At 37.4% G+C, this 318-nt stretch carries 1 protein-coding gene; it reads left to right on the top strand.

The features are described 5' to 3' along the window. On the top strand, positions 1-318 hold a 318-nt coding region (locus ABOA88_RS24085; protein WP_440128004.1), incomplete at both ends, for an immunoglobulin-like domain-containing protein.

A 318-nucleotide genomic window follows, 5' to 3' on the forward strand; every position in this document is an offset into this window, starting at 1 on the left:
GCAAACGGTACAACAGTAGTATGGACATCATCACATCCAGAAGTATTAGGCAACGATGGTGCATACACTAAACCAGCAGCTGATACAGTAGTAACATTAACAGCAGCTTTAACAAATGGTGAAGCAACAGACACTAAAGTGTTTGAAATCACCGTAAAAGCTGAAGCAGCAGTTGAAACTGTAGCTTACACATTTGATTTTGGTACTGTTCAAAAGACAGGTTATGGTGCAGGAGATTTAGTTTTCTCTAATACAAATGGTGATGCATTTACATTGAATAAAGATAGAGTACAGATTTTTACGAGTACTTTTGCTCCA

This window comes from Pseudomonas sp. PKS (genome assembly GCF_051913525.1).
Taxonomy (GTDB): domain Bacteria; phylum Pseudomonadota; class Gammaproteobacteria; order Pseudomonadales; family Pseudomonadaceae; genus Aquipseudomonas; species Aquipseudomonas guariconensis_D.